Genomic DNA, 16,149 nt, shown 5'->3' with positions numbered 1-16,149 from the left:
GAACCTCTTCGAGCACGCTTCTCCTCGAATCTGCGCGATCGTCGAATCGACGAGAGTTATCTTCTGTTCCTGTTCCGTACGACTGCCGGGGTTGGGTCTGTCAGGGCTATGACTTCCACTGTCGTCTTTGCCCTGGAGAGAAGCGGGAAGAAGGATACAGTTTTCATTCGCGAAGAAATGGATTTCGGCATCATTCAGGCTCAGCAAACTCCCACCATCAGTGTGTTACGTGGGCGATCACCATGTGTCAGAATATTGTCCCGATATTGTCATCGGATTGTCGCTACGCATGAAATAGCTTATAAACTAAAAAGTTAGCTCTCTGCACGACGAAACGCACAACGCCGTCCCGCCTCGCAGGATAACGTCGTGCACTTCATGTTCAATCACTCTCACTTCAAACAGCATGCCGATATCAACGGAAGCGAACAGCGCATGGATATCGTGAGTGGCGGCGTTGGAAGCGTGGAACCTCCGTACCGGACTAAATCAGCATCGTAACGCCGCCGCGGCGAGATAGGTTCCTCGATCCGTCTTCATCACGCGCGGATTTGGAATCTGTAGCGTAGCCGTAAGCAGCGTGCGCAGTTTGGAGCGAGCTCGTGCGAGGCGCGACATCACTGTTCCAACCGGGCAATTCAAAACGCCGGCGATCTCCTGGTAGGACAACTCTTCGTACTCGCGCAGTAAGATGACTTCGCGGAAGTCCACAGGAAGCTTTCGGATCGCCTCGCGCACCTGCTCTGACTCGAGCTTGCTTACATACAGTGCATGTGGACCCTTGGAAGGCTCGACGACCACGTTTGCCGTAATCTCGTCCGCATCCATCTCGATCAGATTCGGAGCAGTACGTTGCTTGCGTAGCTGATTGAGCCAGATGTTGCGCAGTATGGTCAGCATCCAGCTCTTTACATTGCTATCAGCTCTCAGATATTTCATAGCTCGGATAGCGCGAACGCAGGTCTCTTGGACGAGATCCTCCGCCTCACTCCGGTTCCGGGTCAGAACCATGGCATAGCCATAGAGTGCATCCAGATACTCCGTTATCGCGATGTCTTCGTAGCTCGAATTACAATTCCAATGCATGCCCAATCCTTCTCTAGAATGAATGCGGAGTCGGCCTGCGTCTCTTGCTTTCAAACTCACGCAAGACAACCTTCTGTTGCGCAGTGACGCATTCCACGCGACACGCTGGGGGCTATCTCCTCTCAGAAGAGGGGAGATGAGGTTAAATTTCGGCGTAGCGCGCAGCCATCTGCCGTGGCGCTGAAGATAGGTGTTCAAATCGACCGTCAGCCGTGAGCCACTCACCTTGGCACAAAGTTACGATCGGATAAAAAATAGGCGGTACGAAGGCTTTCAGCAGCAACTGTTTTTTCACGTAGCTCCCTTGAACGACAGTCTCGGCTTTACTGAAGCAATATGAGTGCCAAATCGTAAACCACTGATATCGCTGAAGATCACAAACGGTGTACACGTTCATTCACCAAAAATTCCCCAAAAAATCGTGAACACGAAAAGCCGCTTCCATTTTGAAAAGCTATCCGCCTTTGAACCGGTTCTTATTAATCTTCAGCGTTCGAATCTTGTAATCAAGCGTAGAAGCTGGCATATTCAGCCTCACCGCAGCACCTAACGGTCCCGATACCCGGCCATCGCACTTAGCCAAGGCCGCCTCAATAATCTCTCTCTCCTGAGACTTCGTGGAAGCCGTCTGTGCTACGGGAGCATCGACCTGCAGCGTAGGCGCTGGACCCGCACCCACATCCAGCCAGCTCTCATCGATCGTGAAATCCTCCGTCTCGCAGACGATCAACGATCGTTCGATCACGTTCTGCAACTCGCGAATGTTCCCCGGCCACGGATAGGACAGAAGTCGATCCATCGTCGTCTTCTTGATCCTGCTGATCTTCTTTCCCGCCTTCCTAGCCAGGCGGTCGATAAAGTACTCGACCAGCATAGCGATATCCTCTTTGCGCTCTCTCAAGGGAGGAATCTCAATCGGAAAGACATTAAGCCGATAGAACAGATCGCTGCGAAACGTACCGTCCGCAACAGCAGCCTGCAGATTCCGGTTAGTAGCCGTGATCACCCTTACATGAGTGCGAATCGGCCTGTTCCCACCCACTCGTTCAAATTGGCGCTCCTGCAAAACCCGCAGCAGAGAGATCTGCGTCTCCATCGGAAGTTCACCGACTTCATCTAGCAGAATCGTCCCTCCGTCGGCCAGCTCAAATCGCCCTAGACGACGTTGCTGCGCTCCAGTGAACGCCCCCTTCTCATGGCCGAACAGCTCCGACGCAATCAAAGCCTGCGGAATAGCCGCGCAATTCACGCTCACGAAAGCCCGCTCAGAACGGTTCGAGGCCTTATGGATAGCGCGTGCCACCAGCTCCTTCCCCGTCCCGGTCTCTCCCGTAATCAAAACCGTAGAGTCAGTGGGCGCGACCTTCGCCACCCGATTGAGCACGCTCTGCAGCGCAGGAGAATTGCCGATAATCTCTTCAAACATGGACGACCGGTTGATCTCCTCTTTCAGAGCGATGTTCTCTCGATAGAGCTCGTCCTTCAGTTCCCTGATCTCTTCATAAGCCGTCTGCAACGCTTCCTCTGCCCGCTTACGATCTTCGATATCGGTATTAGTTCCATACCACTTCACAATCTTTCCGGACTCATCCCGCAACGGTAGAGCCCGGTTCAGAAAGTACCGATACACCCCATCGGCACGCCGTATACGAACCTCCTTCGCGAAGGGCTTACCCTCCTCGAAGGCATCTTTCTTGGCGTCTATCAATCCTTGCAGATCATCAGGATGAATCGTCGCCGCCCACCCTCGATCGAATCCCTGCTGGTACGGCAAGCCCGTGTACTCCTCCCACCGTCGATTGAGAAAATCAGCATGCCCGTTCGGCAGACTGCTCCAAACGATCGTAGGAATGGTATCGATCGCCAGCCGCAGCCGATCCTCCGACTCCCGCAGATCCGTGTAGAGCCGTGCGTTCTCCATCGAAATCGCGGCCTGCGAAGTTAGCAGCTTCAGTATCTCCACCCGATCCGGCGTAAACACATGGGACGTCGTAGCATTCTCCAGATACAGAACACCCACGACCGTCGCCCGCTTCACCAGCGGCAGACAAAGGATCGAGCGCACAGGATTCTGCGCAGTGTAGCTATCGGCAGAGAAGAGATTCGGAGCCAACGCATCGTCCAGAATCACGGTCTCCTGCGTGCGAACCACATACTTGAGCACCGACTCCGGCAGATCCGCAGCCGTAGGACTTCGCCCCACGAACTGGACCGTGATGCCATCCCTGGCAGTCGTGGCCTCTGCCTCGATGCTTTGTGCATCGTCCTGCGGAAGAATTAAAAGCGCTCGTTCTGCCCCCGCATGCTCGATCGCGATCTTCATCAGCGTTTGAATCAAGCTCTCGACGAGGATCTCGCCCGAGACAGCCTGTGAAGCCCTCACGACCGTCGCAAGATCCAGATGCTCTACCGGCGTTCCAATCGTAGCCGTGGCGCTAAGTCCGGCTTGCTCCTGCTGTAGATACGGATAGACTCGGTCGAGCTGCTGTACCTTGCCATCAGCTCCCCATCGAATATAGTAGTCGCGCGCGTTTCGCAGATAAGCTTGCGCGATCACCTCGAATCCGCGCGCCGTATAGAACCGCCCCGCCAGCTCATTGGCCACGGCCGCATCCTGGATGAAGCCCGCGTCGCGTCCCAACCGAATCGCATCCTCATAAAGCTGCTGCGCGTCCAATGCGCGCCCTTCCAGGCGTGCAATCTCGGCCGCAACAAGAGCCGCGCGGCCCTCGAAGTTCTCCGGACAGTTCTTCGCCCAGATAGCAAGCTGTGCGGAGTGCAGAAAGAGTTCTTCGAAGTGCTCTTGTTGTCGCTCAGCAGAATCGCTATCGCAGGCCGCCGCTCGCGCCAATGCACTATAGAAATGATATTCAGCCGACTCCAGGAACGACTCCGTCGTCCACAGAAGAGACCGTGCCTTGATCGCCGCCTCTACTGCGCCCGCGAAATCACCAGCGAAGAAGAGCGCCTGCAGCTTATGGGTCCAATAGCAGCAAGCGGAAAACGCCAACTGCGGCCTCTTCGTAATGTGCTGTTCGAACTCGATCTCCTCCCAACACTCATCTTCGGAGAAGACAGCATTCGAAGCCAGTCCACGTAGCGCGTAGATAAGCGTGAGCTGTCCGACAAATCGGGAGATGACGAAGCCGAACTTTGTCTTCCGCGCAAACCCAAGGCCATCCTCGGCCTCTCTCTGAACCTCCGCGAGCGGAACCCCCGAGACCAGCAGGTTCGTGACCAGATTCTTCGTGCTGTAGGCAGCGAAGATCGGATCGCCCATGGCGTTCGCCGTCTCAAAGGCGCGTCGTATCCACTCCTGGCCGGTCAGCACGTTCTTCATCCACGGTAGAACCAGGGCCCCAAAGCACATGAAGACGCGGGCTTTAAATCGATCGAGCCCCTTCTGCTCCGCCAGCTCGACACCCAGCTTGCCGAACAGGTATCCCGACCGAAAGTCACCGAATCGGTGCCCCAGCACCTTGGTGAGACAAGCATAGGAGTAGCAGGACGCATCGCAGTTGCCATGCTCCAGGCTGAAATTCGCCACACGCAGCAGAAGGATGTGGTGTAGATTTTCATCGGCGAATCGGGCCGTCGGCGAGACCTCTACAAAGACCTCCATCGTCGCTCGCCAATCTGGATCTTCCATCAGGGGTAGATCCAGCAGCTCATCGATCTCTCGATCTCCAAGCAGGCGCTGCAGCAGCTCATACTCCTTACGAACTTCCTCGTCTGTCGGGTGGGACGACCACTCCACCCCAACATGCCGCAGGTACGCAAGACCCGTCTCGAGAGCCTCATCGGAGCGGCCTAAGGTCGTGTAGAGCGCAACGCGCAGGCGTGTCACGGCAGCTCGATCCACCAGGGTCGTCGCATCTTGCGACAATGCGGTGAGTCGATCCTCTGCATGAACCAGATCGCCGATAATGAACTCGCATTCGGCCCGGTTGAGTTCGATCGCGAAAGCTAGTTGAGTGCAGTACTCCCCGCAATCCTCCGTCAGCAAAGATCGTCCCGTCGCAAGATAGGTCAAGGCTGAAGAATAAGCCGTCGCTGCCTTGGCGCGATTGGCCGCAATCAGGTTCAACCCTGCGGTCTGCTCGCACTCCTCGGTGGAGTGCAGCAGCTTTGCGCCGCGGTTCAGTTGATTGACGATCGTGAAGATCATCTCCTCTCGTCGCTCTGCCGGTATCTTCTCTAGCAGCAACTTGCCAGTACGAAGATGGGTCTCCGCTCTCTCTTCCTTAGGAACCAGCGCGTAGGCCGCCTCTTGAATCCGGTCGTGTAAAAACGAATAGGCGCTATCCTGCCGGAAGACCAGCCCTACATTCACTGCCTCCCACAGGACCGAGTGAATCCTCTCCTCCGATACCTCCACAACGAGAGCCAGCGTTGCGACCTCGGCACTGTTTCCAAGGCAGGCAAGCTGTTTTAGAACCTCCCGCGTAACCACAGGCAGGCGGTTCAACTTCTCAATCATCAGGTTGACGACGTTGTCCGTATAGTTCTTGGCCCGGATACCTTCCAGGTCCCATGTCCAGGCGCCCGCCTTGGGGTCAAAGGCGATCAGTCTCTCCTCGGCCAGCGTACTTAGAAACTGCACCGCGAAGAATGGATTGCCGCCCGTCTTCTCGAAGACAAGAGCGGTCAAAGGATCGACATGCGCGCCTTCGCAGTGCAGTGTGTCGGAGACGAGCTCTCCAATCACCTTCAGCTCCAGCGGCTCCAATGCGATCTCTTCTACCTCAACCTCGGTCTCCCGGATCGCCGTCACAGCCCGCATCAGCGGATGCGAGCGGTCGACCTCGTTACTCCGATACGCTCCAACCAACAACAGATATCCCACCTCTGGGCCCGTCATCAGTTGACGCATCAGATCCAGCGTCGCCATGTCCAGCCATTGCAGATCGTCAAGAAAGAGTATGAGTGGATGCTCCGGCTGGGCAAACGCGCAGAGAAACCGCCGTAGCACCATCTGAAAGCGGTTCTGCGAATCCCGCGGCGGCAACGTCTGAAGAGGAGCCTGTCTCCCTAAGATCAGTTCGACCTCAGGAATAAGGTTGACGATGAGTTGGCCGTTCGCCCCCACGGCCTCCTGAAGCAATGCGCTCCATCGCGCCAGTTCCGTATCGCTCTGGCTCAGAATCCGAAGAACGAGACCGCGGAGAGCATGACCGAGAGTGGCATAGGGGACGTCGCGTTGGTATCGGTCGACCTTCCCGGTTGCGAAGAGACCCTGCCGGGAGATCAGCGCCTTATCCAGCTCGTTCACCACAGACGACTTGCCGATACCGGAATATCCCGACACCAGGACCAGTTCAGATCTTCCCGAAGCCAGGACGCGATAGAACGCCTCCAGCAGTCGGTTGATCTCCGGCTCGCGTCCATACAATCTCTCCGGGATCAACATCCGGTCCGGAACATCATGCGCGGCCAGCGGGAACGGGGTGATCTTCCTGCTCGTCTCCCACTCCGTCAGACATCTCCGTAGATCCACCTCGACGCCGGAGGCCGTCTGGTACCTGTCCTCCGCGTTCTTGCACATCAGCTTCGAGATGATCGCGGAGATGGTAGCCGGAACTCCATCCACTCGCTCGTTCACCGGCACCGGATGTCTCGCGACATGGCAATGGATCCACTCCATCGGATCGGAGGCCGTAAAAGGCAACACTCCGGTCAGCATCTCGTACAGCGTGATGCCGAAAGCATACAGATCGCTTCGCGAGTCGATCGACCGGTTGACGCGGCCGGTCTGCTCAGGCGCCATGTACGCAAGCGTTCCGGCAATCACCGAGGGAGGCCCCAGCGGCTGTACCTCGCGCGTGAAGTGGGTCGTGATTCCGAAGCCCATCAGCCACGCCTCGCCCGTCCTCTTGTTGACCAGGAAGTTCGAGGGCTTAATGTCCTTGTGAACCAGTCCTTGCTCGTGAAAGCGGCCAAGCGAAACAGCCAGGCCAATCGAGACTCGCAGGAATTGCGTCAGCTCCCACGGTCGACCCAGCAGGGAAGCCAGCGGCTCACCCTCAGGAGTATCGGTCAGCAGCGCCGGGTGCCTCTGCGTTAACGCTAACTCGAAAGGCTGTCCAGACCAGGAATCGAGCCTCTCGACCGCCGCCTCCGCGTCCTCAAACTCAACGTCTTCTTCCGGTAGAGCTTGCGCCGACGCTGGATTCGGCATCGCCAACAAAGCCTCCTCCTGCCGCGCAACCCGCGGTAGGTCGAAACCTCTGTCGTCTCCAATCGCTCTAAATGTGGACTTCCACTGCTCTGTCATTGTTGAAGCTTCGTAACGGTCTCTCTGCTTGTCCGTCCAGCAGCCCATGGGAATGAGGAGCCGATCCCACCATCCCAACGCCACCAATCACGATGTGATCCGAAGAATCAAACCTTCGTCCATCGCTTGGGTGTCTTCGATATACATCTGCATGGGCAGCAATCCGCAGAAACTCCGTCACCGTTGACTAAATGTTCTGTCACAAATGTTACAGCCAGATAAATCGCAAAGTTACTCAACCGAAGACATACTTCTGAGCGATGAGGGGGAAAAAACAAATTTCCCTCTAACAGATGAAGAGACACCGATGCTGTCGTATTATTCCGCTCGTAGTCGAAAATTCCGATTACCAGACCCTTGCACTCTGATGGAGAAAACACCCCGCTCCAACGAAAGTTGTCTCCGCGGGAATCAAACTACCGGTCGAAGATCACCGGATGCCGTTGTACCCACCAGCAGGCACCAGCCTCTGTCTGCGGAAACAGGCTTCGGCTGCACTCCACCTCGCTCGTCCCGTCCGGGTAGTACTCTTCTTTGTTCCCCTTCAGCTTCGCCACCACCACCCGGCTCACAATGAACTTGCTCGTCCCGTGCCCCATGGCCACCCGCACTCGCCACACGGCCCAGTCTCCCAGGTAAACCGCCGTCGCTAGCACCAGGATGCCCACCACCACGCGCAGGAGCCATCGTCCCGCCCACTGCCCGAATGTCAGATCTGTCGGCATGCCCGCAGACTACCAGATACCTTCAAGCGACCGGATACCCTCAAGCGACAAGAGGTACATGGCCTCAAGCGGATCTTTCATACACACATACGAAGAAGCGGAATACCCGGCGACCGTGTATCCCGCTTAAAAGACTCGCTCCGGAACCTTTAGGAAGCTCGTAGTTCTTGCTCCGCCCGCAGCCAGTCCTGCTCCGCGTATCCATCCTGCCAGCCGCGTTCCTCCCAATACTTCTGGGCCAGCCGTGCAATCTCATCGTGCGATGGAGGAGCCGCCTTTGCCTCCGCCGTCTTCTTTACTGCCTTAGCCTTCACGGCCACCGGAGCCTTCGCCTCTGCTGGCGTCTTCGTCTTCGCTGGCGCTTTCGGCTTCTTCACTGTCTCTGCCATCTCTTGAACTCTCCTTCTCGCTGGGCTGGCCCCACCGTACAGGGGCATCCCCTCTAGGATAACGGCCAAAACCTAAGATTTCATCCACACCCTTCCACACCCTGTTGACCAATGCGTTACTGCCCCGGCAGGGAGAGAAGAAACCAGGGAACGAGACCACAAAAGACGCTGTTTAAATTGTTTCTGCGGATTTCCTCAGCAAAATCGCATGTCAACCCCACAAACGACTTAACTCAAACAAAACAAACCAAATAAAGTGGCACGTTAGTTTCGGTCAAACCCATAAAATAGAACTAGAGCTAAGAAATTGAGCGTATTTCGCGAACGCCAGACCGCTAAGCCGTGTTCCTGCACGTATTTGGACGCAACCCGTTTGCTGACACGTACTTAGCGGGGTCGACCTCCCGTATCCCATTGGAAATAAATGGGTTACACGCAGCTAAGGGGGGAGGGGGTCCCCTCCAAGGGACAGAGCCTAAAGATTGAAGAGGTCTCTCAGCCGTTTGGTCTGGGACCGGCTAACGGGAATCTCGGTCTTCTTAGGATCGTCCATCCGGAGCTGATAGCTGGATTTGAACCACGGAACGACCTCTCGTATGTGCTGAATATTCACCACATACGACCGGTGAGCTCGCCAGAAGGTCTCCGGATCGAGCTGATCCAGCAGCTCCTCTAGCGTCCGGCAGTTCGACTGCCCTTCGACCGTAGGAGTAACCACGCTGATGGCGCCGCCCTCGATAGAAGCAAAACAGATCTCCCGCTGGTCCACCAGCAGAAGCCTGTTTTGAGCGCGAACGATCACCTTCCCGGAGTTGGCCTTCGGAGCCTGCGCCTGCTCTCCCATCAGCCGCAGCAGGGCATCGAGCTTCGCGTCACTCGACTCCGCCGGAGCCGCCAACCGAGCCACGGCCTTCTCAATCGTCTGCAGCACTCGCTTCCGGTCAAAAGGCTTCAGCAGGTAATCAACAGCATTGACCTCAAACGCCCGGACCGCATACTGGTCGTAAGCCGTGGCAAACACCACCTGAGGCAGCACGATCTTCCGGTCCAAAAGCTTCTTCAAAACCGCAAAACCGTCCAAACCAGGCATCTGGACATCGAGAAACACCACATCGGGACGATGCGTCTGAATCAGCTCGACAGCTTCAATCCCATTTGTCCCTTGAGCCAGAACCTCAACGCCACCAGCGCGTTCCAGAAGATACTTGAGCTCCTGCCGCGCCAAAGCCTCATCGTCGACGATCAATGCAGTCAGTGGCATAGCGAACTACTGATCACCGTAAACACGGAGCCTCGCTGGAGCGCCATCCGCAGCCAGATCATGTCCACACTGAGTGCAATAGACATCCGTAATCTGCACTCCACGAAAGCATTGCCCACAAACAGGAGCCATCTGGAACTGGCACTGCGGACAGAAGTGATAGCTGGAAGCAATCTCCGTGGTGCAATGCGGACATCGGGACAGAATTGGTTGCCGAAGCAGGAAGTAAACCACAGCGCCGATTCCGCCTGGCATCACGATCACGATCAGCATCCAGAGCTTAGCCGACATGTTGCGGCGCTTGACGTCGCGGCTCACATAGCCAACCAGCAGGATGTAGCTGGCAAACGCAGTTCCCCACGAATAGCCCATCAGCAGACGCATCGGCAGCATCTCGTGTCTGCCATGCGGAAGCACCTCATGGAAGAGGTATTGAGCTGCGGCGAAGACGATAACTGCCAGGATGACAGACCAAGTTGGGATGATACTCAACTCGTCGTCTCCACCAGCAGTCGAGCTTTGGGCTCGAATCGTCTTGGTATCGAAGGGTAAGGTCATTGCGCTGCTTCCTCCTCTGAGCGACTTCGGGTACGACGGAACCATACCATCGCCAGCAGAGAAGCAGAGACAGGAAAGAACCACAGAAGCAATACGAAGAGTTGGTTACTGGAGTCTGGAATCCCAGTCGGAACGAGTTCGTACTCGTCCAAGACGTTCCAGATTGCCGAACAGAAGATGACCATCAGCGCCGAGCAGATCACCATCGGAATCCAAAGACTGCGAACTCGGCTTCTGCGAGCTTGAAGCAACTTAGCGCGTTCGCGGACGACGCGATGAGTTCGGTTTACGCGCAAGGCATGTGCTGCGGAGTTGAGTGTCGGAATGTCCTTCGACGTTGCACTCTGCCCGTCCCTTGGCGGGACGGAATGAATGGGATTGTTCACTTATCCGACCTCCGCCATGCGATGCGATGCACGGATCTGCTCCACCTCCGGCTTCAATGCGGCCAGACCGCGGTAGAGGCGAGATTTTACGGTGGAGAGCGGAGCTCGTGTGAGGTTGGCGATCTCTTCCAAAGAGAGTTCTTCGTAGAAGCGCAGGACGAGGACTTCTCTGTAGTTCGGTTCGAGCTTGAGCAGAACGGCGGAGACTTCGGCGGAGTCTTCGCGGGATTGGAACTGTTCGAGCGGCGACGGTCCCGTCATGGGAATCTCGAAGGGCCGGTCGTCTTCGCGGCCCTCGCTCATCTCGTCCAGGCTGGACATCGTGCGCTTGCGGGAGAGGTCGATGACCAGGTTGCGGGCGATGGTGAAGAGCCAGGTGTCGAAGCGCGCCTTGCCGTTGTACTGCGCTCCGCGAAGCAGGACGCGCATCCAGGTCTCCTGAAAGAGGTCTTCCGCGACCTCTCGCTTGCCAGTAAGGAAGAGCAGGTAGCGGAGGAGGCGATGCTGGTAGAGCTCGATGAGGTGATCCAGCAGCTCTGGGTCCTGACGCTTCAGGCCGCGCGCAATCTCCGCGCTTTCGCTCTGGGTCTGAGCGACGGCTGCCGCGATCGAGATCGTTTCACTCTGCACATTGTCTGAGACGCGATGTGTTGCGGAAAAGACGCGGTCTGCGGCGTGTTCCTTCTTCAAGGGAGCAAATTTCATTGGGCGACCCTGGTGCAGAGCATGTGATCGTTCGGTGTTCTTATTCTAAGGCATCCGGCCCGTTGCCCCATAGAAACCGACCTCACCTTAGGCGTCTTGGAGTTAAGTGATGCTGTTTCAGCCGCTTATGAGGTTGCTTTCCCGAAAAGGATTCGGCCTGTTGCGATTGTGTCAAGTTGGCTTGCTGATGGTCGTCAATGTTGGGGAGTAGCAGGGAATAGCTGGCGGTAGACTGGTGGGATGGAAGTTCTTTATGGGCTGCACCCGGTGGAGGAGGCGATTCGCTCGGGTTCGCGGCGGTTGGATCATGTCAGTGTGGCGCGGGAACGGCGGGATGAACGCCTGGAGAATCTGATCCAGCTTTGCCGGAGCGCCGGGGTGCGGGTGTCGTTGGAGCCGAAGGATCAGCTAACGAGGTTGGCCAAGACGGATGCGCACCAGGGTGTGCTGGCGGTGGTGAAGGAGCGGGAGTTTCTGACGGTCGAAGACCTGATGAAGCCGAAGCCAGAGGGCGAGTACCGGTTCTTTCTGGCTCTCGATGGAGTCGAAGATCCTCACAACCTGGGTGCCCTGATCCGGACAGCGGATGGGGCCGGGGTGGATGGGGTGATACTTCCGGAGCGAAGGTCGGCCCCGGTGACAGGGACTGTGGCGAAGACGTCGGCGGGAGCGTCGGAGCATGTGCGAATTGCGCGAGTGACGAACCTGGTGCGATCGCTGGAGCAGTTGAAGCAGAAGAATGTCTGGGTGCTGGGGTTGGATGAGCGAGGCTCCCCGGACTACATGGACTTCGACTTCAAGACGGACTGCATACTGGTACTGGGGCGCGAAGGAGCAGGGCTGCACGACCTGGTGAAGAAGACCTGTGATCACCTGCTACGAATCCCGATGGCGGGAATGGTGTCTTCGTTGAATGTGTCGGTGGCCGGAGCAGTGGTGATGTACGAGGCGATGCGACAGCGTCGTCCTGTGGCAGAGCCGGTGCTGAAGCCGAAGAAGAAGTTGAAAGGGTTGGGATCTTGAGGTTGAGTTTTCAAGGTACGGTGAGCTGTGTGTGGCTCGTGGCAGGGCTGGTGTCGGGATTTGGGGCGCTGGGACAAAGTTCGCAATCGCAGTCTTCCTCATCGCAGTCGTCGTCTTCTCAATCGACGTCTTCGCAATCAACTCCGCAGCCGCAGAGCGCTCCTCCAGCAGCGCCTGAGACGCAAGCTCCCGACGGTTTGCCTGCTCCCAAGGGAACGGTGCTGTTCGAGAGGCACGAAGCGCCGGTCCAGGATACAAAACCTGAGGATGAGGATGAGAAAAAGCCCACAGGAACGACACCGCAGGTACCGGCTGAAGGTACGCAGATCGAGGTAAGCGATGCGGAGCGGTCAGCGCCGACCTTTGTTGCGTACGATCTGGACGCACATCTGGTGCCGGCGCAGTCGCAGTTGGTGATGCATGCGAAGTTCTCGGTGCGCAACGATGGAACGCAGGCACTGACGCGCCTTGTGGTTCAGATCTCCTCCTCGTTGAAGTGGGAGCGGTTCGCGTCGACCGGTCCGAAGGGGTCGGTGGCGTTGGCTTTTGTGCAACACGCCATCAATACCGATGCGGACCACACCGGCGGAGCCCAGGAGGCGATTGTGACCTTACCGGAGCCGTTGGCGGTTGGAGCGACGGTCGACGTCTCGGCCTTCTATGCGGGTGCGATCGCACAGTCGAGTGGAAGACTGGAGCGGATCGGTGCGCCGGATGCAGAGGCGGGCCGCGCGGACTGGGACCAGATTGCGGCGGAGGGAATTGCGCTGCGCGGGTTTGGAGATGTGCTGTGGTATCCGGTGGCGTCGGTGCCGGTATTTCTAGGGGATGGAGCGAAGCTGTTCCAGGCGGTGGGACAGACCAAGCTGCGGCAGGAAGGCGCGACGCTGCGGCTGCGGCTGACGATTGAGTATGCGGGAGACGCTCCGAAGGAGGCTTACTTCGATGGACAGCGGGAGCCGTTGACGGCGGTGGTGGAAGATATGAATGCGCTCTCGGAGAGTGCTCCGGGGATTGCCTCGGCAGACTTTGCGGCGCAGCCGCTGGGATTTCGTGTGCCGAATCTCTTCGTTCCGGATGGAGCGGTGAAGAGGAACGATGGCGCGGCGCTGGCGATCCTGTCCGACGATGAAGATGCGGTGGCGCGTTACACGGCGGCCGAGACGGAGGTTCAGCCGCTCATGGTCGAGTGGCTGGGAGACGCGCCACAGCGCACGGTGACGATCTTCGACCATGTAGGTCAGCCGTTTGAGGATAGCTCGCTGCTGGTCGCGCCGATGGCGGATACGGACTCGGCTGTGATTGCAGGAGTGCTGTCCCACTCGCTAAGTCATGGATGGTTTACCTCGTCGCATGTGTGGCTGGATGAGGGTGTGGCGCAGTTCATGGGATGGCTGTGGGTAGAGCGGATCCGAGGACGTGAGGCAGCGCTTGCGCTGATTCGGGAGCAGGAGACTCCGCTGGCGTTCGTCGAACCGGCGCGGCCAAAGGATGGGGACGGACAGAGCCTATTGCAGGCGCGAGATGAGGTGTACTACAGGACCAAGGCTGCTGCGGTGCTCTGGATGCTGCGTTCGGTGACAGGGGATGAGGCGCTACAGGCTGCGCTGCATGCGTATCGCCGGGACGAACGGCGGAGGGACGATCCTAAGGAGTTTCAGCGGGTGCTGGAGGAGGCGGCTCATAAGGACCTGAACTGGTTCTTCGAGGATTGGGTGTACCAGGACAAAGGCTTGCCGGATCTTTCGATTGTCAGTGTGAACTCGCGCGAGTTGACGGCGAAGGATGGCCGAGGCGGCTTCCTGGTGGCTGTGGAGGTTCGGAACGAGGGGGATGCGGCGGCTGAGGTGCCGGTGACGGTGCGTTCGGGTACGTTGACTGCTACGCAACGGCTCCGAGTGATGGGACGGTCGAGTACTTCAACGAGGATCTTGTTTGAGGGAAGTCCGGCGGAGGTGTTGGTGAACGACGGGAACGTTCCGGAGGTTGGGACGAGTACGCACTTGAAGCAGGTTCGAGTGCAGTAAGCGCTCTAACGAGCGCGGTGGTGGTTGGGTGTTGGGTGGGGAGTGGCTTCCTGCCATGTTTGGGTTCCTCCCCAGGGACGTGCGACGGTGAGGTCGATGCGGATGGGTCCGGAGGCGCGGTTGGTGGGAAGCGCTTCCTTGAGTCCGTCGCCGAGTGGAGGAAGGGCTTTGCCCAGGGCCAGGAGGTGAGGGATGGTTGCCATTCCGGCCAGGTGGAGCGTGTAGCCGTGGGAGTCGATGCGGCCTTCGAGGGTTGCGGGATCCTTGCCTCCTAATGGGATGGTTGCGGGTGACAGTTGGAGCGTGGTTGCGGCGGGAGAGGTCAGGTTGAGCTCTCCGAGGGTGAGGGGCACGAGGCCGGAGAGGGGACTGGCGAGGGTGAGGTCTTCGGCCTGGAGTGAGGTCTCCCAATGCGTGTGCCAATGGCCGAGGCCGCTAGTGTCCTCTACGCTGGCGATGAGGGTTCCTTGCGCGGTGAGGTCCGCTGGGATGCGTGTGCTGACGGCGCGGAGCCAGTCCAGGACGGTGGAGAGCGGGAGGCGGTTGGTGGTGAGGCGCGCGGTGGCGGAGTCGAGATGGCGGATGTCCGGGAAGGCTGCGGTGAGGATGAGGGCTTGCGTGGTGGAGGAGCTATCGGGCAGCCAGGAGCACTGGACGTCGGGGAAGGAGTGGAAGGAGTTGGCTGCGGTGCTGTGGCACTGGAGGTCGACGCTGGGTGGATGCTGGGGGACGAAGTCGGCGCGGCGAAGGGCGTTGAGGCGGAGGCGCGTGGTGAGGGAGCTGTTGCCGACGGTTCCGGTGGCGTGAGCGGAGAGCGTCATATCGCCGCGGACGTTGGCGTCGCGTCCGAGGAAGAGTTGGCTGGCTCCGCCGAGCGGAGCGTTGCGCCATTCGGCGTCGAGGCTGATGGGAACCAGACTGAGGGAGGGAGCGCGTCCGAGTGTGCCTTCGAGGCGGAAGATGCCGGTGTCGGAGACGTTGGCGTCGGTGCGGGCGGGACGAGCCTCGATGCGGATGCGCCATTGCTGGGGATTGGGAAGCCAGAGGGCGAACTCGGCATCGGTGAGGGAGATGGGTGTCTTCTCCTGGCCGAGCTTGAGGTTGAGGCGCGCTCCAGTGGCTTCGATGTAGGGGAAGCGCGGCGCGGAGCTGATGGTTCGCTGGGCGGTTGGAGCAGCCTGGATTCGGGAGGCTTGCAGGAGGATGCTTTGGAGGTTCCAACGTCCATCGGGAAGATGGACCAGGTTGACGCTGGGTTCGGTGAAGCTGATGGAGGAGAACTCGATGCGACGACGCCAGAGCGGCCAGACGCGCAGCGTTACGTGGACTGAGTTGGCGCGGATGATGGGCTCGCTGCCGAAGGCTGGATCTTCGGTGACGACGAGGTTGTCGATGGTGAATCCGGGAAGCGGAAGCAGGTTGAGAGTGACCTTGTCGAGATGGACGGGACGACCGAGGCTTTGGCCGATGCTCTCGGCGATGCGGTGCTGATAGCGGTTGACGCTGATGTAGGGCGGAAGCAGAGCGAGAACTAAAAGAGCGAAGAGGATGTAGTAGACGAAGGCGAGGCTGCGGAGGAGCGAGCGGTGAGGCGGGCGGCTCCCGGTTGTTGGGGCTGTTTCCTGAACCTGCGCGGATATCGGGTCGGTTTGTTGCATGAAAGTGGTGCGGCGCAGGGAGTTTCACTGCGCCGCGGGTGTCCTTTGTCTTCGTCT

General features: G+C 58.3%; 10 protein-coding genes. 2 read left to right on the top strand and 8 right to left on the bottom strand.

Annotation, left to right across the window (positions count from 1 at the left end; all coding sequences use genetic code 11):
- Positions 1–489: 489 nt before the first annotated feature.
- The 7 genes from HB393_RS05945 to HB393_RS05915 all read right to left on the bottom strand — a co-directional run bounded on the left by HB393_RS05945 (position 490) and on the right by HB393_RS05915 (position 11,384).
- Positions 490–1,086 carry a sigma-70 family RNA polymerase sigma factor gene (locus tag HB393_RS05945; RefSeq protein WP_213804242.1) on the bottom strand — a complete coding sequence of 199 codons (597 nt, stop codon included), beginning with the start codon at positions 1,084–1,086 and terminating at the stop codon, positions 490–492.
- A gap of 454 nt (positions 1,087–1,540) precedes the next feature.
- Positions 1,541–7,264, bottom strand: coding sequence for a sigma 54-interacting transcriptional regulator (locus tag HB393_RS05940; protein ID WP_213804241.1), 5,724 nt, complete (start codon positions 7,262–7,264; stop codon positions 1,541–1,543).
- Positions 7,265–7,776: 512 nt separating this feature from the next.
- Positions 7,777–8,085 (bottom strand): hypothetical protein, encoded by a 309-nt coding sequence (locus HB393_RS05935; protein ID WP_213804240.1) that lies wholly within the window; start codon positions 8,083–8,085, stop codon positions 7,777–7,779.
- Between the two features lie 149 nt (positions 8,086–8,234).
- Positions 8,235–8,474, bottom strand: a complete 240-nt coding sequence (locus HB393_RS05930) for a DUF2934 domain-containing protein (RefSeq protein ID WP_213804239.1) — start codon at positions 8,472–8,474, stop codon at positions 8,235–8,237.
- 475 nt (positions 8,475–8,949) lie between these two features.
- A complete protein-coding gene (locus tag HB393_RS05925) occupies positions 8,950–9,735 on the bottom strand; it encodes a LytTR family DNA-binding domain-containing protein (RefSeq protein WP_213804238.1) in 786 nt (261 codons plus the stop codon).
- Positions 9,736–9,741: 6 nt separating this feature from the next.
- Complete coding sequence (locus HB393_RS05920) at positions 9,742–10,293, bottom strand: zinc ribbon domain-containing protein (protein WP_213804237.1); 552 nt, start codon at positions 10,291–10,293, stop codon at positions 9,742–9,744.
- 386 nt (positions 10,294–10,679) lie between these two features.
- Positions 10,680–11,384 carry an RNA polymerase sigma factor gene (locus HB393_RS05915; RefSeq protein ID WP_213804236.1) on the bottom strand — a complete coding sequence of 235 codons (705 nt, stop codon included), beginning with the start codon at positions 11,382–11,384 and terminating at the stop codon, positions 10,680–10,682.
- 240 nt (positions 11,385–11,624) lie between these two features.
- Between HB393_RS05915 and rlmB the strand changes: the two genes are divergently transcribed.
- Together rlmB and HB393_RS05905 are read left to right on the top strand one after the other, a co-directional pair.
- A complete protein-coding gene (gene rlmB / locus HB393_RS05910; RefSeq protein WP_213804235.1) occupies positions 11,625–12,407 on the top strand; it encodes a 23S rRNA (guanosine(2251)-2'-O)-methyltransferase RlmB in 783 nt (260 codons plus the stop codon).
- Between the two features lie 2 nt (positions 12,408–12,409).
- Positions 12,410–14,434 carry a M1 family aminopeptidase gene (locus HB393_RS05905; protein ID WP_213804234.1) on the top strand — a complete coding sequence of 675 codons (2,025 nt, stop codon included), beginning with the start codon at positions 12,410–12,412 and terminating at the stop codon, positions 14,432–14,434.
- Between the two features lie 5 nt (positions 14,435–14,439).
- On the opposite strand, the gene HB393_RS05900 is transcribed toward HB393_RS05905, so the two are convergent.
- Positions 14,440–16,092, bottom strand: coding sequence for an AsmA family protein (locus HB393_RS05900; RefSeq protein WP_213804233.1), 1,653 nt, complete (start codon positions 16,090–16,092; stop codon positions 14,440–14,442).
- Positions 16,093–16,149 lie beyond the last annotated feature (57 nt).

It is taken from the genome of Granulicella sp. dw_53 (genome assembly GCF_018449545.1).
Lineage (GTDB): Bacteria > Acidobacteriota > Terriglobia > Terriglobales > Acidobacteriaceae > Edaphobacter.
The sequence above is the reverse complement of the archived record's forward strand: the minus strand, read 5'-3'. Positions and strand labels throughout refer to the sequence as shown.

What these genes read in the sequence shown, in the direction of transcription:
- HB393_RS05945 (WP_213804242.1), bottom strand. Translation starts at nt 1,086, where the DNA reads ATGCATTGGAATTGTAATTCGAGCTACGAAGACATCGCGATAACGGAG.
- HB393_RS05940 (WP_213804241.1), bottom strand. Translation starts at nt 7,264, where the DNA reads ATGCCGAATCCAGCGTCGGCGCAAGCTCTACCGGAAGAAGACGTTGAG.
- HB393_RS05935 (WP_213804240.1), bottom strand. Translation starts at nt 8,085, where the DNA reads ATGCCGACAGATCTGACATTCGGGCAGTGGGCGGGACGATGGCTCCTG.
- HB393_RS05930 (WP_213804239.1), bottom strand. Translation starts at nt 8,474, where the DNA reads ATGGCAGAGACAGTGAAGAAGCCGAAAGCGCCAGCGAAGACGAAGACG.
- HB393_RS05925 (WP_213804238.1), bottom strand. Translation starts at nt 9,735, where the DNA reads ATGCCACTGACTGCATTGATCGTCGACGATGAGGCTTTGGCGCGGCAG.
- HB393_RS05920 (WP_213804237.1), bottom strand. Translation starts at nt 10,293, where the DNA reads ATGACCTTACCCTTCGATACCAAGACGATTCGAGCCCAAAGCTCGACT.
- HB393_RS05915 (WP_213804236.1), bottom strand. Translation starts at nt 11,384, where the DNA reads ATGAAATTTGCTCCCTTGAAGAAGGAACACGCCGCAGACCGCGTCTTT.
- rlmB (WP_213804235.1), top strand. Translation starts at nt 11,625, where the DNA reads ATGGAAGTTCTTTATGGGCTGCACCCGGTGGAGGAGGCGATTCGCTCG.
- HB393_RS05900 (WP_213804233.1), bottom strand. Translation starts at nt 16,092, where the DNA reads ATGCAACAAACCGACCCGATATCCGCGCAGGTTCAGGAAACAGCCCCA.